Source organism: Streptomyces sp. NPDC001890, from assembly GCF_042891445.1.
GTDB lineage: Bacteria > Actinomycetota > Actinomycetes > Streptomycetales > Streptomycetaceae > Streptomyces.
The window spans coordinates 1,029,690-1,052,802 of the sequence record NZ_JBIATE010000001.1; the positions used below are offsets into that span (position 1 = coordinate 1,029,690).

General features: G+C 71.1%; 18 protein-coding genes. 7 read left to right on the forward strand and 11 right to left on the reverse strand.

Translation table 11 applies throughout. The features are described 5' to 3' along the window. Position 1 precedes the first annotated feature (1 nt). Positions 2-2,317, reverse strand: coding sequence for a hypothetical protein (locus ACFYY1_RS04520; protein ID WP_388580675.1), 2,316 nt, complete (start codon positions 2,315-2,317; stop codon positions 2-4). Between the two features lie 273 nt (positions 2,318-2,590). On the opposite strand from ACFYY1_RS04520, the gene ACFYY1_RS04525 reads away from it, so the two are divergent. Then, positions 2,591-4,177 carry a Na+/H+ antiporter gene (locus tag ACFYY1_RS04525; protein ID WP_388580678.1) on the forward strand — a complete coding sequence of 529 codons (1,587 nt, stop codon included), beginning with the start codon at positions 2,591-2,593 and terminating at the stop codon, positions 4,175-4,177. A gap of 32 nt (positions 4,178-4,209) precedes the next feature. Here ACFYY1_RS04525 and ACFYY1_RS04530 read toward each other — a convergent pair whose 3' ends face one another. After that, positions 4,210-5,334: a mechanosensitive ion channel family protein gene (locus tag ACFYY1_RS04530; protein WP_388580681.1), complete on the reverse strand. Its 1,125-nt coding sequence runs from the start codon at positions 5,332-5,334 to the stop codon at positions 4,210-4,212. Positions 5,335-5,356: 22 nt separating this feature from the next. On the opposite strand from ACFYY1_RS04530, the gene ACFYY1_RS04535 reads away from it, so the two are divergent. Beyond that, complete coding sequence (locus ACFYY1_RS04535; protein WP_388580684.1) at positions 5,357-5,935, forward strand: dienelactone hydrolase family protein; 579 nt, start codon at positions 5,357-5,359, stop codon at positions 5,933-5,935. Between the two features lie 51 nt (positions 5,936-5,986). Here ACFYY1_RS04535 and ACFYY1_RS04540 read toward each other — a convergent pair whose 3' ends face one another. From ACFYY1_RS04540 to ACFYY1_RS04560, 5 genes are all read right to left on the reverse strand, one after another. Next, positions 5,987-6,955 carry a zinc metalloprotease gene (locus tag ACFYY1_RS04540; protein WP_388580687.1) on the reverse strand — a complete coding sequence of 323 codons (969 nt, stop codon included), beginning with the start codon at positions 6,953-6,955 and terminating at the stop codon, positions 5,987-5,989. A gap of 315 nt (positions 6,956-7,270) precedes the next feature. After that, entirely contained in the window at positions 7,271-8,932 is a 1,662-nt protein-coding gene (locus ACFYY1_RS04545; RefSeq protein WP_388580691.1) for an alkaline phosphatase D family protein, read from the reverse strand. Positions 8,933-9,029: 97 nt separating this feature from the next. Further along, complete coding sequence (locus tag ACFYY1_RS04550; RefSeq protein ID WP_388580694.1) at positions 9,030-9,845, reverse strand: DsbA family protein; 816 nt, start codon at positions 9,843-9,845, stop codon at positions 9,030-9,032. 48 nt (positions 9,846-9,893) lie between these two features. Then, positions 9,894-10,613: a hypothetical protein gene (locus tag ACFYY1_RS04555; RefSeq protein WP_388580697.1), complete on the reverse strand. Its 720-nt coding sequence runs from the start codon at positions 10,611-10,613 to the stop codon at positions 9,894-9,896. Positions 10,614-10,673: 60 nt separating this feature from the next. Continuing rightward, positions 10,674-11,999 (reverse strand): DUF2252 domain-containing protein, encoded by a 1,326-nt coding sequence (locus tag ACFYY1_RS04560; RefSeq protein ID WP_388580700.1) that lies wholly within the window; start codon positions 11,997-11,999, stop codon positions 10,674-10,676. 166 nt (positions 12,000-12,165) lie between these two features. Between ACFYY1_RS04560 and dnaE the strand changes: the two genes are divergently transcribed. Beyond that, on the forward strand, positions 12,166-15,705 hold the full coding sequence (gene dnaE, locus ACFYY1_RS04565) for a DNA polymerase III subunit alpha (protein ID WP_388580702.1): 3,540 nt from the start codon (positions 12,166-12,168) through the stop codon (positions 15,703-15,705). Between the two features lie 95 nt (positions 15,706-15,800). Here dnaE and ACFYY1_RS04570 read toward each other — a convergent pair whose 3' ends face one another. Continuing rightward, entirely contained in the window at positions 15,801-15,980 is a 180-nt protein-coding gene (locus ACFYY1_RS04570; protein WP_388580705.1) for a hypothetical protein, read from the reverse strand. A gap of 224 nt (positions 15,981-16,204) precedes the next feature. Here ACFYY1_RS04570 and ACFYY1_RS04575 point away from each other — a divergent pair, with 224 nt between their 5' ends. The 4 genes from ACFYY1_RS04575 (at position 16,205) to ACFYY1_RS04590 (ending at position 20,285) form a co-directional block, all read left to right on the forward strand. After that, positions 16,205-17,488: an NYN domain-containing protein gene (locus ACFYY1_RS04575; protein ID WP_388580708.1), complete on the forward strand. Its 1,284-nt coding sequence runs from the start codon at positions 16,205-16,207 to the stop codon at positions 17,486-17,488. Between the two features lie 155 nt (positions 17,489-17,643). Next, positions 17,644-18,618: an ABC transporter ATP-binding protein gene (locus tag ACFYY1_RS04580; protein WP_388581513.1), complete on the forward strand. Its 975-nt coding sequence runs from the start codon at positions 17,644-17,646 to the stop codon at positions 18,616-18,618. 85 nt (positions 18,619-18,703) lie between these two features. Beyond that, positions 18,704-19,552, forward strand: a complete 849-nt coding sequence (locus ACFYY1_RS04585) for an ABC transporter permease (RefSeq protein ID WP_388580711.1) — start codon at positions 18,704-18,706, stop codon at positions 19,550-19,552. 34 nt (positions 19,553-19,586) lie between these two features. Beyond that, positions 19,587-20,285 (forward strand): ABC transporter permease, encoded by a 699-nt coding sequence (locus ACFYY1_RS04590; protein ID WP_388580713.1) that lies wholly within the window; start codon positions 19,587-19,589, stop codon positions 20,283-20,285. A gap of 296 nt (positions 20,286-20,581) precedes the next feature. Here ACFYY1_RS04590 and ybaK read toward each other — a convergent pair whose 3' ends face one another. From ybaK to ACFYY1_RS04605, 3 genes are read right to left on the reverse strand one after another with little or no spacing between them, the layout of a single operon-like run. After that, positions 20,582-21,085, reverse strand: a complete 504-nt coding sequence (gene ybaK, locus ACFYY1_RS04595; protein ID WP_388580716.1) for a Cys-tRNA(Pro) deacylase — start codon at positions 21,083-21,085, stop codon at positions 20,582-20,584. A gap of 36 nt (positions 21,086-21,121) precedes the next feature. After that, on the reverse strand, positions 21,122-21,865 hold the full coding sequence (locus ACFYY1_RS04600) for an LON peptidase substrate-binding domain-containing protein (protein ID WP_266736688.1): 744 nt from the start codon (positions 21,863-21,865) through the stop codon (positions 21,122-21,124). Between the two features lie 5 nt (positions 21,866-21,870). After that, positions 21,871-22,908 (reverse strand): hypothetical protein, encoded by a 1,038-nt coding sequence (locus ACFYY1_RS04605; RefSeq protein ID WP_388580719.1) that lies wholly within the window; start codon positions 22,906-22,908, stop codon positions 21,871-21,873. Between the last annotated feature and the right edge of the window lie 205 nt (positions 22,909-23,113).

Below are 23,113 nucleotides of genomic sequence, written 5' to 3' on the forward strand. Positions count from 1 at the left end.
CTCATTCCGGCATCCCCCACCGGGTCCACGTGCCGTTCGACGGCACGTCGCGCGGGACCGCGTGCGGGCGGGGAGCGCCCCGCGGAGTGATCACCGCCGTGGCGCCGCGGGGCAGGGCGAGCGTGATCCGGCCCGGTCCGGTCTCCCGCCAGTGCAGCGGGCGCCCGTGCGCGTCCCGTACCTCGATCCGGCCCTTGACGGAGTGGTCCAGGGTCAGCGGCGCGCCCGCCTCGCTGTGCACCCGTACCCAGCGCGTGGCACCGCCCGAGCGGTCCGCGTCCACCAGGAAGGCGCCCTGGGTGCGCAGCGACGCGATCGAGGCGTCCGCCCAGCGTTCCGAGACGGACGGGAAGACCTTCACCACCCCGTCGTGACCCTGCACCACCATGTCGAGCATCGACTGGGCGGCGGACAGTGGGCTCTCCAGGGCGAGGTTCCTGCCCTCCCGGTACATCGTGTTGACCGTCATCGCGCAGTCCGCGACCACGTTCAGATCGGTGAAGAAGGTCAGGAAGTCGAGGGCCTTCTCCGGCTCGTCCATCACCGCGTACATGGACGAGGCGGTGGCGTAGCTGTAGCCGTGCCACAGCTCCCGCATGGAGACCCAGTGGTCCATGGAGCGCAGCATCACCTCGCGGTCGCCGGCCCGGTCCCAGTTCCGTTCGCGCAGCGGGTACAGCCACAGCAGGTGGGAGTGGTGCCGGTGCGAGCCGGCCAGCGGGACATCCTTGCCGATCATGACGCCGGCCGCCGGGTGCTCGGCGTACGGGGCCAGGCGCCGCTCGATGTCCTGCCAGCGGCTCAGCCGCGGATCGCTGTTGCGCAGCAGCTTCGCCGACGCGATCAGGGTGCGCACTCCCCAGCGGATCAGCGAGAGGTCGTAGGTGCAGTCCACGGCGTTCGCATACTCGGGGGAGCGGGTCTCCGGGAGGTGCAGCAGGCCGTCCGGGCCCTCCTGGAGGAAGCGGGCGTAGAAGTTGACGGCCTTCGCGAGGATCGGGTGCACGACATCGCGCAGCACCGACAGGTCCATCGAGTGCCGGTACGACTGCCAGACGTTGTGCAGGGCCCAGGTGAGGTTGCCGAAGTTGTCGGAGACATGGGACGAGCCGGGGGCGCCGACGTCATAGGTGTCGCCCGCGCGCAGCTGCCAGTCGGAGGGGTGGCCCAGGGCGTAGCTCTCGCCGTCGCGGTAATCGGCCGGGACCGAGGTGGGGAGGTTGTGCTCGAAGCGGCGGAACGCACCCGTCACCGAGTCGAGTTCGGGGTGGTTGGAGCCGTGGACGGGGGCCATGCCGATCTGGACGTTGAGGTTCCACCAGACCGCCGTCCAGTTGTTGCCGACCTCGGGGAACCACGGGCCCCATTCGGAGATCGTCGGGCCGTCGGCCCGGGTCGACGCGGCGAGCTTGTAGAGCTGGATGAGGTAGAAGCTCTGCAGCCGCTTGTCCGGCACGGAGAGGAAGCTGCGCCGGTGGTACGCGTGCCACCAGCGGCGGTGACGGTCCACCAGCCGGTCCGGGTCGGCGGCCAGGGTGCGGTCCACGGCCCGCAGCGCCTCGGCCGTCGCCTCGGACACCTGGCCGGGGAAGCGGTACACGAGGTGGGCGGCGAGCAGCCGGCCGGTGCCCTCGCGCCGTTCGCGCCAGGCGGTGGTCCAGCCGCCGCCGGCCAGCAGCGGTTGCTCGGCGAAGCCGTCACCGGTCCGGGGCTCCGGGTTGGGCGTGTACTCCGCGGGCCTGCCGCTGGTACGGGTGGTGGCGGCCCGCAGCCACTGGAAGGTCCAGGCCGCGGACTCCTCGCCGGGGGTGGGGCGGGTGGAGACCAGCAGTGCGCCGGTGTCGTTCTGGACCAGGGCGGCGAAGGCCAGCGAGCCCCGGGTGGTGGTGACGGTGCCGCGCAGCTCGGCGTCGTACAGGTCCAGGGTCCAGTCGACGGCGGTGATCTCGCCGGCCAGGGTCAGGGTGAAGTACCCGATGGGGAGGCGGGAGAAGCCGATGCCGCCGCGCCACTGGCCGCGCTGGTCCTGCACCTGGCTGTGACTGATCATCAGCTTCAGCGTGTTCGCGGCCGTGCCGGCGTACAGCTGGGCGCCGAGGTGTCCGTTGGCGAGGAACGGGGCCTCCTGCCAGCCGGTGGGGAGGGCGCGCCAGGTCATGGCGGCGTCGCGGACGGTCTTCTCGTGGATGTCGATGGGTCGGTGCTCCGTCGGTACGGGGCCGGCCGCCGCCCATGCGGTACGGGAGCCGGCCAGCCAGAGCGCGGATGTTCCGGCAGCGGCGGTGGAGACGAAATGCCTTCGGGAGAACGCGGTCACGTGGCCTCTCCTGCCAGTCATGTACGTGGTGGGAGTTCCTGTCCTTGAATCACGCACGCCGCATACTGCCCGCCCCGAGGAGGCAGGGGAAGGGGTTCGACCGTAGATAAGCCCTGGATACATCGGAGGAATGCCGGTCGGGGGAGCGAGAATCGAGGGGTGTTGTCTGGATTGCGGGCCCTGCGTGACAGGCTTTGACCCCAGATCCGCCGATCACAGCGGCCGGATCCGCCGATCGCGGAGGTCGGCGCCCCGTGCTCCGGAAGGCGTCCCGTGGACCAAATGGCACTGCTCCTCCTGCTGTTGCTCGGGGCTGTGGTCACGGTGCCGCTGGGTGAGCGTCTCGGGCTGCCCGCACCGGTGCTGATGACGCTCGCCGGGGTCGGCATGGCCTTCCTCAGCTTCGTGCCGAATGTGGACATCCCGCCCGAGATCATCCTTCCGGCGCTGCTGCCGCCGCTGCTCTACGCCTCCGTGCAGCGAACCTCCTGGCGGCAGTTCGCCGCCAATAAACGACCGATCTTTCTGCTGGCCGTGGCGCTGGTCTTCGTCACGACGGCCGCCGTCGCCGCGGTCGCCAACGCGATCGTCCCCGGGCTGCCCATCGCCGCGGCCGTGGCGCTCGGCGCGCTCGTCGCCCCGCCCGACCCGGTCGCGGCGACCGCCGTCGCCGGTTCGGTCGGGCTGCCGCGCAGGCTCGTCTCCATCCTGGAGGGCGAGGGGCTGTTCAACGACGTGACCGCGATCGTGCTCTACCACGTGGCGATCGCCGCCGCGGTGAGCGGGAGCTTCTCGCTGCCGGAGGCCTTCGGGCTGCTGGTCCTGTCCGCGGTGGTGGCCGTGGTGGTGGGGCTGGTGCTCGGCTGGCTCACCATCAAGCTCATGGGGCTGCTCGGTGACGCCACGCTCCAGGTCGGCCTCACCCTGCTGGTGCCGTTCGTGAGCTATGTGCTCGCGGAGGAGCTGATGGGCTCGGGCGTCCTCGCCGTCCTCACCACCGCGCTCTTCCTCGCCGAGCACACCGCCGACGCCGACGACGTCCTCGGCCGGCTCACCGGCCGCAGCTTCTGGGAGATCGTCGACACGCTCGTCACCGGGGTCGCCTTCGGGCTGATCGGCCTCGAACTGCACAACGTCTTCGGCACGGCGGACGGGCGCGAACTCAAGCTGCTGGGCTGGGGACTCGCCGTGGTCGTGGTGGTCGTCGGCGTACGGCTGCTGTATCTGCTGCCCGCCACCTGGCTGGCCAAGCGGCTGCACACCCGGCGCGACGTCAGCGAGGAGATCCCCACCAGCTGGCGGGAGACCGTCGTCATGTGGTGGGCCGGGATGCGCGGAGTGGCCTCGGTCGCGCTGGCGCTGGCGATTCCGTTGGAGACGGACGACGGGAAGCCGTTCCCGGGCCGCGACGAGATCGTCTTCATCGCCTTCGCGGTGATCATGGCCACGCTCGTCGTCCAGGGGCTCACCCTGCCGTGGCTGGTCCGCAAGCTCCACGTCAAGGCGGACACCGACGCCGAGGAGGCGCTGGAGAAGGACCTCGCGATCCGCGCCGCCAAGGCCGCGAAGCAGCGCCTCAAGGAGATCCAGGAGGTCGAGGAGTTCCCGGACGAGGTCACCGAGCGGCTCCAGCGGCTGGCGTACGACGTGGGGGCGCGGATCAGCCCCGACATGGTCGACGACGAGCGCCGCGAGGCGTACGCGAAGCGGGCCGAGCGCTTCAAGGCGGTCAGCCGCGTCCAGCGCGAGATGATGTCGGCCGCCCGCCACGAGGTGCTGTCGGCCCGCAACGAGGCCGGGGCGGACCCGGAGATCGTCGACCGGGTGCTGCGACAGCTGGACGTCCGCAGCCTGCGGTGAGGCGGTGACCTGCCGCCCCGGCCCCCGGCCGGTCAGCCGCGTCCGGTGCGCGGGGACCTGTCCCGGTCCGACGGCTTCTCGTGCGCGGGACCGGCCGGCTGCGGCCACTCGCTCTCCGGCGGCAGCGCCGCGGTCGCCGTCGCGACCTTCGGCAGCGCGTACGGGTGGTGGTCGCGCAGCCAGCCGACGAGCTGTTCCCGTACGGCACAGCGCACGGTCCAGATGTCGCTCGCGTCCTTCGCCGTCACCACCGCGCGGACCAGGATCGTCGACGGCGTGGTGTCGGTGACGGCCAGGGACCAGTCACGCCCGTCCCACGCGGCGCACTCGCCCAGGATGTCCCGCAGTTGCTCGCGCATCGCTTCGACCGGGGCCGAGTGGTCCAGGTGGAGGAAGACCGAGCCGGTCATCTGCGCGCCGCCGCGCGACCAGTTCTCGAACGGCTTGCTGGTGAAGTACGAGACCGGCATCGTGATCCGCCGCTCGTCCCAGGTCCGTACCGCGAGGAAGGTCAGCGTGATCTCCTCGATCGTGCCCCACTCGCCGTCCACCACCACCGTGTCACCGATGCGCACCATGTCACCGAAGGCGATCTGCAGCCCCGCGAAGAGATTGCCGAGCGTCGACTGGGCGGCCACGCCCGCCACGATGCCGAGCACCCCGGCCGAGGCCAGCATCGAGGTGCCGAACGTGCGCATCCCCGGGAACGTCAGCAGCATCGCGCCGACGGCGACCGTCGCCACGATCGCGGTGACCACCCGCTGGGCCAGCGTCACCTGGGTGCGGACCCTCCGGACGCGCGCCGGATCGGGGGTGCTCGCCGCGTATCGCGCGTAGAGGGAGTCGACGACGGCCGTCGCGATCCGTACCACCAGCCAGGCCGAGGCCCCGATCAGCACCAGCGACAGGACCTGGCCGATCCCGGTCCGGTGGGCGGTGACCGCTTCGAGCCGGCTGTGGGTGTACGAGCCCAGCAGCAGCGCCGTGCCCAGCGTCAGCTGGAGCGGTATCCGGCAGTGCCGCAACAGCCCCCACAACGGGGTGTCGGGGTGCCGGCCGTCCGCCCGTCTGAGCAGCAGATCGACCAGCCAGCCGACCACCAGTGTGATCACGACCGAGCCGCCGACGACGATCAGTGGGCGCAGCAGGTTCTCCATGCCCCCGACCGTAGCTGGCACCATGGGACTCATGAACATCATGCTTTTCCACTCGACGTACGGTCTGCGCCCCGCGGTGCACGCGGCGGCCGGCCGGCTTCGCGCCGCCGGGCACGAGGTGCAGGTGCCCGACCTCTTCGAGGGGCGCACGTTCGAAACCGTCGAGGAGGGCCTGGCCTTCAAGGAAGAGGTGGGCAAGGACGAACTGCTCAGGCGGGCCGTGCTGGCCGCCGCGCCCTACTCCGACCGGGGCCTGGTGTACGCGGGTTTCTCGTTCGGGGCCTCCACCGCGCAGACCCTGGCGCTCGGCGACGAGAAGGCCCGCGGTCTGCTGATGTTCCACGGCACGTCGGACATCGCCGAGAACGCGACCGTGGACGAGCTGCCGGTACAGCTGCATGTCGCCGACCCGGACCCCTTCGAGACGCACGACTGGCTGAACTCCTGGTACCTGCAGATGCGGCGGACCGGCGCCGACGTCGAGGTCTACCGCTATCCGGGCGCGGGTCATCTCTTCACGGACGCCGAACTGCCCGACTTCGACCAGGCGTCGGCCGAGCTGGCCTGGAAGGTCGCGCTGGGCTTCCTCGCCACGCTGTGAAGCCGGAAAGGGGCCCCGCACCGCGCGGGGCCCCTTCGCCTGCCGGGTGGATCAGCCCCGGTACGCGGTCCAGCTGTCGCTCATCCGCTGGACCTGGCCCGCGGTGAACTGGGTCATGCACGCGTCGTACGTGTAGTCCATGAAGTTGTGGATCGGGTCGACCCCGGTCTTGTTGGTGCAGGTGTCACGCCCGGTCGGGCACTCGTACGCGGGGCTCTTCTCGGCCGGGGTGTCGGCGACGTAGTCGCCGTTGCCGTTGCAGCCGCCCTGGAAGGTGTGGTAGAGCCCCATCCAGTGGCCGACCTCGTGGGTGGCGGTGTCGCCCTCGTTGTAGTTGGTGGCGGAGCCGCCGGGCAGCGAGGCGTCGAGCATGACCACGCCGTCGTCCGAGGGGTTGGACTTGTACGAGCTGGGGAAGGTGGCCCAGCCCAGCAGGCCGCCGCCGAGGTCGGCGGTGTAGATGTTGAGGGCGTTCGCGCCGCCCTTGCGCAGCGAGGACTTCATGGCCTTCTCGGCGGCGGAGCCGGGGGAGACGCCGTTGTACCAGGAGCTGTTGTCCGTGTAGTCCGTGCCGGCCAGCGTGAACTGGAAGCCGGTGTTCGTGTTGCCCGAACCCTGCCCGCCGTAGGCGGCGTTGAGGACGTTCATCTGGCTGGTGATCGCGGAAGCGCTGAGCTTGCCGGTCGTCCCGGAGTGCACGACGTGGAAGTACACCGGGATCGTCGCGCCCGCGGCGAGCGAGGAGCCGCTGACCCGGCGGTCCGCGAGTCTCTGCTTCAACTGCGCGTCCATGGCCTTGGCCTGGGCCGCGGAGAGTTCGTTGGGGTCCGCGGCGTGCTCGGTGCCCGAGGGACGGGCCTCGCGCGCCGTGGCGCTCACGGCGGCGTCGTCCGCGCACTTCTGGGCGGCGGAGGCGGAGGCCTTGGAGGTGGCCGAGGCGGTGGAGCCGGAAGGAGCGGAGAGCGGTGCCAGGGCCAGGGTTCCGGCCAGAACGGCGGTGCCGATCGCACGGTTTCGCATACGCGGCGATATGCGGACAAGAGCGCGCACGTGGACTCCTCGCGGATGTGTGGGAGAGGCATTTCCTCACCCGCCGCCGGGAGATTACGTGCGCATGTCAGCTCCCGAGGAGAAATGATCAGGCCCAATCGGTTCTGTGCCAAAGGGTGGAAAGCGGAAGGAATCTTTCCTCGCGTTTCAGAGTTTGAGATGGCGGCGTAACCGTAGGCGTTACCCCGGCGGGTGGTGTGTCCCCATTCGATCCTCGGGACACACCACCCGCCGTAACGACGTAATACGCCGTCAACATATGCGGAGGTGGCCGAAAATGACCCCTCAGCGCACCGGGCCGTCCACCCGCTCGACCTTCTGCGTCCCGCTGAGCGTCCGGTACGAACGCGTCCAGGCCGACGTCGCGTCCCGCTTCGTCCGGTCGGAGACGGCGTAGTAGTCCATCTGCGAACGCTCGGCGGTCACGTCCAGGACGCCGTAGCCGTGCGAGTCCATGTCCACCCACTTCACATGGCGGTTGGCGGCCTTCAGTGCGGCGGCCGCGACCAGCGAGAGCGTCTGCGGTGCCACGTGCAGGATGTCGTCGATGTTGTCCGAGGTCACCGACGTCACCACGAACTCGGTGGCGGCCGAGTCGGAGAGCGGATACGTCGCCGCCTTCACCGGCACGTCGTTGGCCCAGGCCATGTGGATGTCACCGGTCAGGAAGACCGTGTTGGTGATCGACCGGTCCCGCAGGTGCGAGATCAGCTCCTTGCGGTCGTCCGTGTAGCCGTCCCACTGGTCGACGTTGACGGCCAGGCCCTCCTTGGGCAGCCCCAGCAACTCGGCCAGCGGCTCCAGCAGATGAGCCGGTACGGAGCCGAACGCGACCGGCGAGATCATCACCGACGTGCCGACCAGCTTCCAGGTGGCGTCCGAGCCGGCCAGCCCCGACTTCAGCCAGTCCAGCTGCGCCCGCCCGGTGATGCTGCGCTCCGGGTCGTCGACCGCGCCGCTGCCGATCCCCGCCTGCTGGGAGCGGAAGCTGCGCAGGTCGAGGAGGTGGAGGTCGGCCAGGTCGCCGAAGCGCAGCCGCCGGTAGACGGTGCCCTCGGTGGAGGTGCGGACCGGCATCCACTCGAAGTACGCCTGCTTGGCGCCCGCGACCCGGTCGGCCCAGGCGCCCTCGGTGCCCGGCGTGTGGTTCTCGGCCCCGCCCGACCAGGTGTCGTTGGCGAACTCGTGGTCGTCCCAGATCGCGATCACCGGGTGCGTGGCGTGCAGCGTCTGGAGGTCGGGGTCCGTCTTGTACGTGGCGTGCCGGGTGCGGTAGTCGGCGAGGGTGAGGATCTCGTGGACCGGCTGGTGCTGCCGCACGACGTACTTCGCGTCCGGGTAACGGCCCGACGCGTACTCGTAGATGTAGTCCCCGAGGTGGAGCACCGCGTCCAGGTCGGCACGGGCGGCGAGGTGGCGGTACGGGGAGAAGTACCCGGCCTCCCAGTTGGCGCAGGACACCACGCCGAAGCGCACGCCGGGCGTGGCGGCACCGGCCGCCGGTGCGGTCCGGGTGCGGCCGGCCGGGGAGACGGTCTGCGTGCCCTCGCCCGCCGAGAAGCGGAACCAGTACGCGGTGGCGGGGGCCAGGCCCCGCACATCGGCCTTGACCGTGTGGTCGGACGCGGCCTTCGCGACGGTCGTGCCCCGGGCGACGACCCGGGCGAAGTCCTTGTCCTCGGCGACCTCCCAGCGCACCGCCGTATCGGCGCCGCGGCCCGAACCGGGCACCGCGTCCGGGGTCGGGGTGACACGGGTCCAGAGCAGGATGCCGTCGGGCAGGGGATCGCCGGAGGCGACGCCGTGCAGGAAGGCGGGGCCGTCGGCGGCGCGGGCGGCGGTGGCGGAGCCCAGCACCGGGGCCGCGACGGCGGTGGCGGCAGCGGCCTTGACGACCGTGCGGCGGCTGGGGGCGGAGAGCGGCGAGGTATCGCGTCGACTGGTCACGGGGCAGCACCCTACTGACCGGTAAGCCGAACGGGCAGGCGAATTCAGGAAGTTCGCCTGCCCGTCGGGGAGCCGCTGCCGGGACGTCGCCGGCCGGTCAGCCCTTCAGCGCGGCCGTGATCGCGGTGTTGAAGGCCTCCACCGTCATCGGGGCGTTCTCGCTCTGGCCGTCGGTGAGCGCCTTGCCGTCCATCTTCAGCGTCGGGGTGCCCCGCACGCCGCTGTCGTCGAACGCCGCCGACATCTTCATCGCCCAGCCGTCGAAGGTGCCGTCCTCGACGTCCTTCTGGAAGGCGGCGTTGCCCTTCAGCGCCTCCACCGAGTCGGCGATCTTGATCAGGTAGGAGTCGTCCTTGAACTTGTCGTCCGTCTCCTCCGGGTGGTACTTCGCGGAGTAGAGCGCGGCCTTGTAGTCGAGGAAGGCGTCCGGGCTGACGTCGAGCGCCGCGCCGAGCGCGCTCAGCGCGTTTTTCGAGCCCTCGCCGTTGGCCGCGTTGTCGATGAACGTGGCGCCGATGTACTTGACCTTGTACTTGCCGGCGTCGATGTCCTTGTGGATCGTCTCGCCGACGGACTGCTCGAACGTGGCGCAGATCGGGCAGCGCGAGTCCTCGTAGATCTCCAGGGTCTTCTTGGCGGTCGGCTTGCCGATGACGACGGTGGTGCCGTCCTTGCCCGAGGTGTTCTTGGGTGCGGCCACGTTCTTCGCGTCCTTGGCCGCCTCCCACTGGGACGGCTTGTTCAGCTGCATGACGCCCCAGGTGACGCCACCCACGACGGCCAGCACGCCGACGATCGAGACGCCGACGATGATCTGCCGGCGGGCCTTGTCCTTCTTGGCCTGGCGCTCGCGCTCGGCGCGCAGACGCTCGCGGGCCGCCGCCTTGTTGGCCTGGGTGTTGCGCTTGCTCATGTCCGTATCTCCATGGGGTGAGGGGTGTGTCGTAAGGGACGTACGTGCTCAGGCGATGGCGAAGGCCGAGCGCGGCGGTCCCCTCCGTCCCACGGAGTGCACGAGCAGACGGGCGTGGACGAGCGGGTGCGGGCCGTGTCCGGCGGGCCGCGTCCGGCGGCGGGCCGGGCGGCGGGCCGTGCCGACCACGGCGACCGCGACCAGTAGCGGCCGGAACGCCAGGACGGCGGCCGCCTCCAGCAGACCGGCCAGCGCGGACTCGCCCCGCCGGAGCCAGGCCGCGGCGAGCAGGCCGACCGAGACATGGGCGGCGAGCAGCAGCCACGGCACCGCGGGGCCGGGCGAGGCCAGCAGCGCGGCCGTCGTGTGCCCGGCATCGGCCACCGAGGCGAACGGGTCGGCCTCGGCGCCGGTCCGCGCCGCACCGGCGCCGACCGCACCGCCGCACAGCACGTCGACGCCGACCGAGCGCAGCGGCCCGGCGATCGGGCCGCCGGCCGCGCCGTAACAGACATGCTGACCGGTGGTGAAGACGGTGTCGGCGGCCAGCTCCAGCGGGACCAGCAGCCCGGCGATCGCCCCGAAGCCGCGCTCCCGGCCGGCCAGCGCGTACGCCACGGCGAACACCGCTCCGGCCAGCAGGGCGACGGCGGTCAGCGGCAGCGGGACCTGGGAGAGCAGCACATGGGACGCAACGGAGAGCGTCACGACGAGCGCTGTGAAGAGCGCCGCGCGAACGACTCTGAGCTGCTTCCCGGAGATGTCCATCGCCGAGGAGTGTCGCATGCGAACCTGTAAGTGAGTCCTAAAGGGATGCGGCCGATGGGATCAGAGCCCCGGAATGCGGCCGTTGCGGAAGAGGTCGACGAAGATCTGGTGGTCGGCGCGGGCCCGGGCACCGTAGCTGTGGGCGAAGTCCACCAGCAGCTCGGCGAAGCCCTCCTCGTCGGCCGCGATCGCCGCGTCGATCGCCCGCTCGGTGGAGAACGGCACCAGCGAGTGACCGCTCTCGTCATCGGCCGCGGAGTGCATCGTCGCCGTCGCCCGGCCCAGATCCGCGACGACCGCCGCGATCTCCTCCGGCTCGTCGATGTCGGACCAGTCCAGATCGACCGCGTACGGAGACACCTCGGCGACCAGCTGCCCCGCCCCGTCCAGCTCGGTCCAGCCGAGCCACGGGTCGGCGTGCGCCTGAAGGGCGCGCTGCGAGATCACGGTGCGGTGGCCCTCGTGCTGGAAGTACTCGCGCACCGCCGCGTCGGTGATGTGCCGGGAGACCGCGGGGGTCTGCGCCTGCTTGAGGTAGATCACCACATCGTTCTCCAGGGCGTCGCTGTTGCCCTCCAGCAGGATGTTGTACGAGGGGAGTCCTGCCGAACCGATCCCGATCCCGCGACGGCCGACGACATCCTTCACCCGGTACGAGTCGGGGCGGGTCAGGCTCGACTCCGGCAGCGTCTCCAGATAGCCGTCGAAGGCCGCCAGCACCTTGTAGCGCGTCGCCGCGTCCAGGTCGATCGAGCCGCCGCCCGGCGCGAACCGGCGCTCGAAGTCCCGGATCTCCGTCATCGAGTCCAGCAGCGAGAACCGGGTCAGCGACCGGGCGTCGCGCAGCGCGCCCAGCAGCGGGCCCTCGGCCGTGTCCAGCGTGAAGGGCGGCACCTCTTCATTCTTGACGCCCGTCGCCAGCGCGTGGACCCGCTCGCGGTAGGCCGCCGCGTAGACCCGGACCAGTTCGCTGATCTGTTCGTCGCTCAGCGCCTTCGCGTACCCGATCAGGGCGACGGAGGCGGCGAACCGCTTGAGGTCCCAGGTGAACGGGCCGACGTACGCCTCGTCGAAGTCGTTCACGTTGAAGATCAGCCGGCCGTTGGCGTCCATGTACGTGCCGAAGTTCTCCGCGTGCAGATCGCCGTGGATCCACACCCGGCCGGTCCGCTCGTCCAGGAACGGGCCGCCGTGCCGCTCCCGCTCCAGGTCGTTGTAGAACAGGCATGCCGTGCCCCGGTAGAAGGCGAAGGCCGAGCCCGCCATCTTGCGGAACTTGACCCGGAAGGCAGCCGGATCGGCAGCCAGCAGCTGCCCGAACGCGGTGTCGAAGACCTCAAGAATCTGCTCCCCGCGCTGCGCCGCGCCGGTCTGCGCTTCCGACATCTCTGGGTGCCTCCTGGTACCTGACGTGCATGACAAATGGGACGGGCGTCCCACTTCGACAACGCGCGACCGTACCCGGGAGTGCCCGTCGTTCATCACCTCGAAGACGTAGACTTCCACGCTGTCCCCCCAGCCCGCCAAAGCCGTTTCCCGGAGGCACAGCGCCGTGACCAAGCCGCCCTTCACGCACCTTCACGTCCACACCCAGTACTCGCTGCTGGACGGTGCCGCGCGGCTCAAGGACATGTTCGCTGCCTGCAATGAAATGGGCATGTCGCACATCGCGATGACCGACCACGGCAACCTGCACGGGGCCTACGACTTCTTCCACTCGGCGAAGAAGGCGGGCGTCACCCCGATCATCGGCATCGAGGCGTACGTCGCCCCGGAGTCGCGCAAGCACAAGCGGAAGATCCAGTGGGGCCAGCCGCACCAGAAGCGCGACGACGTCTCCGGTTCGGGCGGTTACACCCACAAGACGATCTGGGCGGCGAACAGCACCGGTCTGCACAACCTCTTCAAGCTGTCCTCGGACGCCTACGCCGAGGGCTGGCTGCAGAAGTGGCCGCGCATGGACAAGGAGACCATCGCCCAGTGGTCCGAGGGCCTGATCGCGTCCACCGGCTGCCCCTCGGGCGAGGTGCAGACCCGGCTGCGGCTCGGCCAGTTCGACGAGGCGGTCCAGGCCGCCTCCGACTACAAGGACATCTTCGGCGAGGGCAAGTACTTCCTGGAGCTGATGGACCACGGCATCGAGATCGAGCGCCGGGTCCGTGACGGGCTCCTCGAAATCGGCAAGAAGCTGAACATCCCGCCGCTGGTGACCAACGACTCGCACTACACCTACGCGCACGAGGCCACCGCGCACGACGCCCTGCTCTGCATCCAGACCGGCAAGAACCTCTCCGACCCGGACCGCTTCCGCTTCGACGGCACCGGCTACTACCTCAAGACGACCGACGAGATGTACGGCGTCGACTCCTCCGACGCCTGGCAGGAGGGCTGCGCCAACACCCTGCTGGTCGCGCAGCAGATCGACACCACCGGCATGTTCGAGAAGCGCGACCTGATGCCGAAGTTCGACATCCCGGACGGCTACACGGAGATCACCTGGTTCCAGGAAGAGGTCCGCGTCGGGATGAACCGGCGCTTCCCGGGAGGTGTCCCCGAGGACCGGCAGAAGCAGGTCGAGTACGAGATGGACATCATCATCCAGATGGGGTTCCCGGGGTACTTCCTGGTCGTCGCCGACTTCATCATGTGGGCGAAGAACAACGGCATCGCGGTCGGCCCCGGCCGAGGCTCCGCCGCCGGTTCGATCGTGGCGTACGCGATGGGCATCACCGACCTCGACCCGATCGAGCACGGGCTGATCTTCGAGCGGTTCCTCAACCCCGAGCGCGTCTCCATGCCCGATGTCGACATCGACTTCGACGAGCGCCGGCGCGTCGAAGTGATCAGGTACGTGACGGAGAAGTACGGCGCCGACAAGGTCGCCATGATCGGCACGTACGGAAAGATCAAGGCTAAGAACGCCATCAAGGACTCCGCCCGGGTCCTCGGCTACCCCTACGCGATGGGCGACCGGCTCACCAAGGCCATGCCCGCCGACGTCCTCGGCAAGGGCATCGACCTCAACGGCATCACCGACCCCAAGCACCCGCGCTACAGCGAGGCGGGCGAGATCCGGGGGATGTACGAGAACGAGCCGGACGTCAAGAAGGTCATCGACACCGCGAAGGGCGTCGAGGGCCTGGTCCGGCAGATGGGCGTGCACGCCGCCGGCGTCATCATGTCCAGCGAGCCGATCGTCGACCACGCCCCGATCTGGGTGCGGCACACCGACGGCGTCACCATCACGCAGTGGGACTACCCGCAGTGCGAGTCGCTCGGCCTGCTGAAGATGGACTTCCTCGGCCTGCGCAACCTCACCATCATGGACGACGCCGTGAAGATGGTGGAGTCCAACAAGGGCGTCAAGCTGGACCTGCTCGGCCTCCCGCTGGACGACCCCAAGACGTACGAGATGCTCTGCCGCGGTGACACGCTCGGCGTGTTCCAGTTCGACGGCGGGCCGATGCGCTCCCTGCTGCGCCAGATGCAGCCCGACAACTTCGAGGACATTTCCGCCGTCTCGGCCCTGTACCGGCCGGGCCCGATGGGCATGAACTCGCACACGAACTACGCCGAGCGCAAGAACGGCCGCCAGGAGATCACCCCGATCCACCCGGAGCTGGAGGAGCCCCTCAAGGAGGTCCTCGGCCTCACCTACGGCCTGATCGTGTACCAGGAGCAGGTGCAGAAGGCCGCCCAGATCGTCGCCGGCTACTCGCTCGGCGAGGCCGACATCCTGCGCCGCGTGATGGGCAAGAAGAAGCCCGAGGAACTGGCGAAGAACTTCGTCCTCTTCGAGGCGGGGGCCAAGGAGAAGGGCTTCTCCGACGCCGCGATCAAGGCCCTGTGGGACGTGCTGGTCCCGTTCGCCGGATACGCGTTCAACAAGGCGCACTCCTCCGCGTACGGCCTGGTCACCTACTGGACCGCGTACCTTAAGGCGAACTACCCCGCCGAGTACATGGCGGCGCTGCTGACCTCGGTCAAGGACGACAAGGACAAGTCGGCCGTCTACCTCAACGAGTGCCGCCGCATGGGCATCAAGGTGCTGCCGCCCAATGTGAACGAGTCCCTGTCGAACTTCGCCGCCCAGGGCGACGACGTGATCCTCTTCGGCCTCACAGCCGTGCGCAACGTCGGCCAGAACGTCGTCGACTCGATCATCCGGTGCCGCAAGGCGAAGGGGAAGTACAGCTCGTTCCCCGACTTCCTGGACAAGGTCGAAGCGGTCGTCTGCAACAAGCGCACCGTCGAATCGCTGATCAAGGCCGGCGCCTTCGACGAGATGGGCCACACCCGCAAGGGCCTGGTCGCCCACCACGAACCGATGATCGACAACGTGGTGCAGGTCAAGCGCAAGGAGGCCGAGGGCCAGTTCGACCTCTTCGGCGGCATGGGCGAGGAGGAGAGCGACGAGCCGGGCTTCGGGCTCGACGTGGAGTTCTCCGACATTGAGTGGGAGAAGTCCTACCTGCTGGCCCAGGAGCGCGAGATGCTCGGCCTGTACGTCTCCGACCACCCGCTCTTCGGCCTGGAACACGTGCTGTCCGACAAGGCCGACTCCTCGATCTCCCAGCTGACCGGCGGCGAGCACGCCGACGGCGCCATCGTCACCGTCGGCGGCATCATCTCCGGCCTCCAGCGCAAGATGACCAAGCAGGGCAACGCCTGGGCCATCGCCACCGTCGAGGACCTGGCCGGTTCCATCGAGTGCATGTTCTTCCCGGCCACCTACCAGCTGGTCTCCACCCAGCTCGTCGAGGACACCGTCGTCTTCGTCAAGGGACGCCTCGACAAGCGGGAGGACGTGCCCCGGCTGGTCGCCATGGAGATGCAGGTCCCCGACATCTCGTCGGCCGGCACCAACGCACCCGTGGTCCTCACCATCCCCACCGTCAAGATCACCCCGCCCATGGTCAGCCGCCTCGGCGAGGTCCTCAGCAGCCACCGGGGCGACACCGAGGTACGGATCAAGCTCCAGGGCCCCCGCAAGACCACCGTGCTCCGGCTGGACCGGCACCGGGTCAAGCCCGACCCCGCCCTCTTCGGCGACCTGAAGGTGCTGCTCGGCCCGTCCTGCCTGGCCGGCTGAGGCAGAGCTTTCGGACGTACGAGAGGGGCGCCCCGCGAAAGCGGGAGCGCCCCTCTCGGTCACCCGGCCCGCGGCCGGACCGGAGAAGTCTCCGGTCAGTTGTGGCCGAAGCGCCGCTGGTGCTTACGGGCAACATCGGCAGGGCTGCCCTGGGCCTGCGACTGAGGCTGTATCTGCGACTCGTACGCGGTCGTCTTCGACTCTTCCGCGCCACGCTCCTGACCGGACGCGCGGTTCTGCTGGCTGCCCTGCTTGCGGTTCTTGTTCTTGGCCATGGTCTTCCTCCTATGGGGACTCTCGGGGCCAGGACCGCGTTCAGATTCACATGCCGGGGCAACCCGTGCATTTTGGATCATTACCGTGCGTAGTGGGGGCGCGGGGCGCGTCGATTCCCGGATCCGCCACGCCGATGATCGAGTTCCGGCCGTCAACCCCTGCGCGGTCGGGCAGACTCGAAGGAAACCCTTGGCAAAGACCGCACCCGAACTTCTGGAAGAGGGTGGATCGCGTGGACCGTTGCGTCGTCCTGGTGGACGCCGGCTACTTGCTGGGCGCAGCCGCGAGCCTGCTGGCCGGGGAACCGGCCCGATCCCGCATCACGGTCGACCACGCGGCCCTCATCCGTGGCCTGCGCGAACGGGCCGAGGCCGATACGGAGCAGCCGCTGCTGCGGATCTACTGGTTCGACGGCGCCCCCGACCGGGTGCCGCAGCCCGAGCACCGCAGGCTGCGCGTGATGCCCCGGGTCACCGTCCGGCTCGGTGCCCTGACCCGCAGCGACGGACGCTGGGCGCAGAAGGGCGTCGACGCCGCGATGCACGCCGAGCTCACCGAACTGGCCAGGAACCGGGCCTGCTCCGACGTGGTGCTGGTGACCGGCGACGGCGATCTGCTGCCCGGTCTGATGTCCGCCAAGGAACACGGCGTCGCCGTCCATCTGTGGGCCGTCCAGGCCGCCGACGGCGACTACAACCAGTCCGAGGACCTGGTCGCCGAGGCCGACGAGCGAAGGGTGCTCGACCGGGCCTGGATCACCCAGGCGGTACGGGCCAAGGAGACCGGCGGCGTCTGCGCCCCGCCCCCCGTGACCCGCCCGGAGATCGCCGCGATCCTCTCCGCGCCGCTTCCCGAGGCAGCCCTCGCCGCCTCCGCCGAGCGCGCCTCGGAGGCCCGGGCGGAGGCCGCCGCGGGCGGCGCCGCGGCACCGCCCGAGGAGAGCGCCGCCACCGACCGCCCCGTGCCCGGCGGCCGGGGCGTCCCCACCCCCAAGGACCTGGCGGGCAGCCTGCGCGGACCCGGCGCCCAGTCCGACCGGCACCTCCCGCAGCCGTCGCCCGCCGGCGCGACCCTGCGCTGGTCCTCCGACAAGAGCTGGGCGGAGCGCGGCGGGCCGCTGGGCGAGCCGGCCGAGACCGCCTCGCTGCCGACACTGGCCCAGCTCACCAGCGCCGAGCAGCGCTGGGCGGACCGCGAGGAGGACATCACCACCGTCGGCGGTGACCCGTTCGAGGTGGGCCAGGTCTTCGCCCGTCGCTGGATGGAGCGACTCCCGGAGACCGTCCATCTGCAGAAGCTGTCGACCATGTATCCGCGCATCCCGCACCGCATCGACGGCGAGCTGCTGCGCTACGCCGCCCGGTTCGGCCTGCTCGCCCACAAGGACGACCAGATCGACGAGCACGACCGCTACGCGATCCGGGCGGGATTCTGGCGCGAGATCGACGTACGGGCGGCGGCCGAGCACACCCCCGTGGCGGAGCGGACGAGCCCGCCCGCCGGCTGACGGCACAGCGGGGCCACGGGCGGGGCGACCCGGCCGCCGATCGCCGCGCCGGGGCCCGGCCGGCGTGGCCCCGGGCGCAATCCGGGGCATCCGACCCCGTACCCTCGTACCTCGTGAGTACGGGCACAGCACAGGCGCAGCCGGCGACCGGGACCGTGTGCGCGGTGCGTGATCTGGTCAAGACCTATCCCGCAGCCCGCGGCCGCCGCGGTACCCCCGCCACACCCGAGGTGCGCGCCACCGACGGGATCAGCCTGGATGTGCGGCGCGGCGAGATCTTCGGCCTCCTCGGCCCCAACGGCGCCGGGAAGTCCACCCTGGTACGGCAGCTCACCGGCCTGATGCGTCCCGACTCCGGCAGCGTCACCGTGCTGGGCCACGACCTCGTACGCCACCCGGAGCGCGCCTCCCGGCTGATCGCCTACCTCGGGCAGGAGTCCACCGCCCTCGACGAGCTGACCGTGTCGCTCGCCGCCGAGACCACCGGACGGCTGCGCGGCCTCGCCGCGGCCGAAGCCCGCGCCGAACGCGACGCCGTACTCGCCGAACTCGGCCTCACCAGGATCGCGGGACGCCCCCTGAAGAAGCTCTCCGGCGGACAGCGGCGGCTCGCCTGCTTCGCCGCCGCGCTGGTCGGCGAGCGGCCGGTGCTGGTGCTGGACGAACCGACGACCGGCATGGACCCCGTCGCCCGGCGCGCCGTCTGGGCCGCCGTGGACCGGCGCCGGGCCGAGCGCGGTACGACGGTGCTGCTCGTCACCCACAACGTCATCGAGGCCGAGACCGTCCTCGACCGGGTCGCCGTGATCGAGCACGGCAGGGTCATAGCCTGCGACACGCCGACCGGGCTCAAGGAACGTGTCGCGGGCGAGGTCCGGGTCGAGCTGGTGTGGCGCGAGCGGGCGCCTCTGGACGTGCCCGAGGTGGCCGCGCTGCGCGGCTCGGCCCAGGAGTCCGGGCGGCGCTGGGTGCTGCGGCTGGGTCCCGACGAGGCGCGGGCGGCGGTCGCCGCGGTGACCGGTGGCGCGGCCTTTGCCGCACTCGACGACTTCACGCTGGCGACGCCCAGCCTGGAGGACGTCTATCTCGCACTCGGCGGGGACGCGACCAAGGGGTTGGTGAAGTCATGACGGGGGCCTGCGGGGTGGCCGGGGCCAGGGGGACGACCGGGTGCGGGTGCGTGGCCGGACAGGGAACGAACAGGAGCAGCGCCAGGTGACGAGCATCGTTCCCGCGCACGCGGTGACCGGACCCGTCCCGGCCACGCAGGACGGCCCCGGCGACGGCTTCGACGGCGAGGGGGCGGCGCCCGCGCCGCTCGCCCCGAGGGCCGGGCTGTTCCCCTCGCTCGCGGCGGTCTACCGCGCCCAGCTGTCCAGGGCCAGGGTCGCCCGTATCCCGCTGCTCTTCGTCGCGACCTTCCAGTCGGTCGGGATCATGGTGCTGATGCGCGGGGTGGTCGACGGCGGCTCCGAGGCGCGGGCCGTCGTCGCCGGTTCCAGCGTCCTCGTGGTGGCCTTCGTCGCGCTCAATCTCCTCGCCCAGTACTTCGGGCAGCTGCGGGCCGGCGGCGGGCTCGACCACTACGCGACCCTGCCCGTGCCACCCGCCTCGGTGGTGCTCGGTGCGGCCGGTGCGTACGCCTCGTTCACCGTCCCCGGCACGATCGTCACGGCGGTGGCCGGCAGCGTGATGTTCGGGCTGCCGCTGACGCATCTGTGGGTGCTCGTCGCGGTCATCCCGCTCTCCGGGGCGGCGCTCTCCGGGCTGGGCGCGGCGCTGGGGCTGCTCGCGCCCCGGCAGGAGCTGGCCACGCTCCTGGGCCAGCTGGGCATGTCGGCGGCGCTGCTGCTCGGTGTGCTCCCCGCGGACCGGCTGCCGACGCCGGTCGGCTGGGCACGCGATCTGCTGCCCTCGACCTACGGTGTCGAGGCGCTGGCCCGGTCCTTCGACGCCCACCCGGACTGGACGGTCGTCGCGCTGGACCTCGCCGTCTGTGCCGTGGTCGGCGTGCTCTCGCTGGCCGCGGCGACCTGGGCGTACCGCAGGGCAGCGGTCCGGTGAGGCGCGGCGTGGGGGCGCCTGGCACGATGGCACGGTGACCGCACCTCTGACGCCGCCTCACCAGCCCTCCTCCAACGATCCCTGGCAGACCCCGCCGAACTGGGGCGGCCCGGGGGGCTCCCACCTGATCGGTGCGCACCAGCCGGGAGGGCTGCCGGGAGCGCCCGAGGAGAAGGCTCTCGCGCCGGAACTGCGCAGGGCCGCGGTCGTCGCCGCTCTGGTGACCGTCTCGGGCGTCGCGCTCGGGCTCCTCTGGCTGTGGCTGGCGCCGAGGGTTCCGCTGATCTCCGACAGCACCGCCGTCTTCCTGAGCGACAGCGAGGGCGAGGAGGCGATCGGCGCCGACGGTACGTTCGTGCTGCTGGCCCTGGCCTTCGGGGCGCTCTCCGCGGCGCTGGTTTTTTGGTTCCAGCGACGCGGCGGGATCGCTCTGGTGGTGGGGCTCGCGCTGGGCGGGCTGCTCGGTTCGCTGCTGGCCTGGCGGCTGGGGGTGTGGCTCGGGCCGACGCAGGACGTGGTCGCGCACGCGCGGGCGGTCGGCAAGGGCGTGGTCTTCGACGCGCCGCTCCAGCTGCGGGCGAAGGGGGCGCTGCTGGCGTGGCCGCTGGGGGCGATGGCGGTGCATCTCGGGCTGACCGCGTTGTTCGGGCCGCGGGATCCGGAGCCGGAGTGGGGGGTGTTTCCGGGGGCGCCGGGTGCGTCGGGTGCTCCGGGGGCGCCGGTGCAGTCGTAGTCGTGCGGGTGCGGGTGGGTGGGCCGCTGCGCGGGGCTCGTCCCCTGCCCGCCCCTTCCCGGAACCGGGGCTCTGCCCCGGACCCCGGTCCTCAATCGCCGGACGGGCTGGAATGGGCGCGGGCAGTCCGAGGTGGGTGCGGGCGGGCCGCAACGGCACGGACGGGCCGCAATGGGCGCGGCCGGTCTTCGTCAGCCCCGGCCGATCTCCGCGGACACCGTGCCCGTCAGCCCCGGCCGATCTCCGCGGACACCGTGCCCGTCAGCCCCGGCCGATCTCCGCGGACACCGTGCCCGTCAGCCCCGGCCGATCTCCGCGAACACCGCGCCCGTCAGCGACGCCAGGTCCGTCGGGGAGAGTTCGACCTCCAGGCCCCGGCGGCCCGCCGAGACGCAGATCGTCTCGTGGGACCTTGCCGACGCGTCCAGTACCGTACGCAGCCGCTTCCGCTGGCCCAGCGGGGAGATGCCGCCCCGCACGTAGCCGGTGGTGCGTTCGGCGGCCGCCGGGTCGGCCATGGTGGCCCGCTTGCCGCCCACCGAGGCGGCCAGGGCCTTGAGGTCCAGTGAGCCGGCCACCGGGACCACCGCCACGGTCAGCGTGCCGTCGACATCCGCGACCAGGGTCTTGAAGACCCGGTCGGGGGAGACGCCCAGCGCCTCGGCCGCCTCCTCGCCGTAGGACGCCGAGGCCGGGTCGTGGTCGTAGGAGTGGACGGTGAACGCCGTGCCGGACGCGGTCAGGGCGACCGTTGCCGGGGTGCCGCCGGACTGTTGTTGCTTCTTGGGCTTCTTCGCCACGGGGAGCGGTCCTCGGTCGATCGGTCGGTCCACGGATCAGTTGGGGTGGGTCGGGGCGCGGGTCAGATCCACCGCGGGCAGGGACGGGAGATGCCGGATGACGGCGGTCTCGGAGCGCAGCAGCGTCAGTTCCTCGCGCAGCCGGGTCGCGGTGTCGGGCGCCTGGAGCAGCCGTTGCCTGGTCGGGACGTCCAGTACGGCCGCCGCAGCGACGAGGTACGAGACGACGGAGGGGTCGTCGGGCAGGTCCGCGCCGGTCGTCAGCGACCGTTCGCTCGCCCCGGCCAGCCGCTTCTGGTAGCTGCGGAAGGCTCTCAGTACGCCCTCGGCGAGCGCCCCCGCCTCCTCGCCGGTCTCCTCGTCCAGCTCTTCGAGTTCGGCCGTCAGGAAGGGGCCGCTCGCCTCCACGGAGAGCAGCTTGACCCGGGTGGTGCCGGTGGCCAGGACCTCGAAGCTGCCGTCCGGCCGTTCCCGGATCTTCGCCGCGTCGGCGATGCAGCCGACCCGGTGGAAGGTCTGGACCGGGTCGGGGCCGAAGCCGTCGGCGGGGCCGCGCTCGGCGGGGACGTTCACCGCGTCCGGCATGCCGGCGCCCGTGGGGGCGGTCTCGCGGCCGTCGCGGATCGCGACCACGGCGAACCGGCGGGGTTCGTCCTCGTCGGTCTTCAGGAGCTCGCGCATCATGGCGCGATAACGCTCCTCGAAGACGTTCAGCGGCAGCACGAGGCCGGGGAACAGCACCGCGTTCAGCGGGAACAGAGGCAGGCGAGCGGTGGTCACAACGGTCAAGCGTAATGGCCGCGGGGCCGGCCCCGGTCGGCCCGTCCCGGGATCGGTGCCGCGCAGGCCGCCCGGAGCCGTGTGTCGTCCCGCGCCTCCAGGAACCGGCCGAGCGGATCGTCGGCGACCGACGACCACGGGAACGACGCCGCATGGGGTCCGATCAGCCGGAACTGTTCCAGGGCCTCGTCCCAGCGCCCCCGGCCGACCAGTACGAACGCCAGCAGATTGCGGACCTCGGCGGGCCACGGGTCGCCCGGCTCGAACGAGGCGGACAGCTCGATGGCCAGATCGGCCGCCGCGTCGATCCGCTCCTCCTGCACCGAGGTGGTCCGGGCGCCGGGCCCCTCGATCAGCAGGGCGAAGGCCGCCCGCAGCGGCAGCGCCTGCACCAGCGAACTGGGCAGCGAGTCCTCGGCGGCCCGCTCGGCGAAGTCGAAGCACTCGCGGTGCGAGCCGTACCAGGCCGCGGAGAGGTACCGCAGCGCCGCGACATGGCAGCCGTAGTGGTGCGAGGAGCGCTGGATCGCCTGCTCCCACAGCGCCTCGAACATGGTGTGCGTGGCGTGGGTGCCGCGGGCGTGGTCGAGCGCCAGGCGCCAGGGCACCGGGTCGCGCGGATCGCTCTCGGCCGCCGCCGAGATCAGCGGCCCCACCTCGCGCAGCTGCTCGGCGCGGGCGGGCGACTCCCAGGCCCGGCGGACCGCCAGCTCTGCCTTGACGAGCAGCGCGTCCGGGTCGTGCGGGGAGGCGGCGAGCCAGTCGGTCAGCCAGCCGTCGCGGCTGCGGGCGAAGGTGACGAGCCGTCCGAGGTAGCGGTCGCGGTTCTCCCACTCGGCGCCGTCCCGGGTGGTGGCGAGGAGTTTCGCGGCCGGTCCGTACTCCCCGAGGGCGGCGGCGACGAGTGCCGGGGAGAGCCGCTCGTCGGGGGCGTCGAGCAGCACCTCGTCGTCCGCGGGCAGTCCGGCGGGCCCTTGCGACGGGAGCCGGACCGCGCGCGCGGCGCGGAGCAGAGCACGAAGGATTGGCATGGTGCAGACCATTGAAAAGCCCTGGTCGGGGCGGCGCCAGAGGCTCGCTGTGAAGCTTTGGTGCCGAGTGAATGGGTTGTATCGGACCGGGTCAAGAAGAAGTAAAGGAAAGTTCGAAATCTGGCTTGTTCCCGCTGGTCCGGCTGATGGTGTGCGGCCCTTCGGACGCTGCTCGGGCTCCCGTTCGACCACGGCCCACGGGCGTCGGACGGCCGCT